The sequence below is a fragment of the Vibrio sp. 10N.261.52.A1 genome (assembly GCF_002876325.1).
Taxonomy (GTDB): Bacteria; Pseudomonadota; Gammaproteobacteria; order Enterobacterales; family Vibrionaceae; genus Vibrio; species Vibrio chagasii.
In genome coordinates, this window is sequence record NZ_MCYD01000347.1 from 1 (window position 1) to 1,074 (window position 1,074).

Below are 1,074 nucleotides of genomic sequence, written 5' to 3' on the forward strand. Positions count from 1 at the left end.
ATATTATCTACGATTCTTAAAAAAACGTTAGGATTATTAATATTAGAAAAAGCTTTTATTACTAAGTCGCTACCTTTAATCGGAGTATTACCCCCAACATAACCAAAAGTTATACGACCGTTAAATTTTTTAACTATTGATGCTTCCGGCATAAGAATGCCATTTTTATTAACGGTTAAAGGCTTAGGGTGCATATTATTTACATCATGAAGCTCAGCAGTATATCTACTCGGAGCTAAGACTTCACATGCATTCTTGAGGTAGTGTCTGAGTTCAGAATCCCGAAGCGAAGGCACTTTTTTATTCTCGGTACAATTCTTACATTTGCTTAAATCAATTTTATTTTGACCACAGAACTCGCCTTTTGAATCGATCATAAACTGCTTATAACATAGCCACCAAGCATCATGAACAGTGATAATGTAGTTTATATCATTATCAATACAGCTTTGAATAACACCGACTCCCAGCCCTTGTAAGCAATGCATATGAGCTAGATCAGGCTTAACCACTTCTAATATTTTAGCTACTGGATCTACAATTGATTTATTGTTGTAAAGCTCCATATCCTCATTTGGTACAGGAACACCAAATACAGTTACACCGTCTACTTCATAACGAATAGGTTCATAAGAGCGTAGAGCATCATCGACAGGAAGAGTCGTAACCACATACACTTCATAGCCTTTATGTCTTTGTAAAAGCTTATTTATCTGCTCTGTGACGATCGTAGCACCACCAAAGGACCTTGGAGAGTAAAAAACGTTGAATACAACTATTCTTGGTTTGCTCTTAGTGCAACTATAATCTCTTACAATTGGCATTAACTGGGAGTTTGCAATCGACTCTGTATTATAGCGAGCCAAAACAGTAGTATTTGCTTTGATTGCCATATCTTGTCGTGTTTGCTCACAACTAACGAGTTTTGTAAGCTTGTCAAACCACTCAACCTGATCACTAGCTATATAACCATTTATGCCATCGTTTATTACATCGACAAAGGCACTCAAAGGAGATGATACAGACGGGAGTTTTACTATAGATGCTTCAATATATTTAATATTACTTTTAGCT

The 1,074-nt window shown here is 36.0% G+C and carries 1 protein-coding gene; it reads right to left on the minus strand.

Translation table 11 applies throughout. The annotated features are described in order from the left end of the window. The coding region (locus BCT81_RS04220; RefSeq protein WP_157938843.1) for a glycosyltransferase at window positions 1-1,074 on the minus strand (1,074 nt) is incomplete at both ends.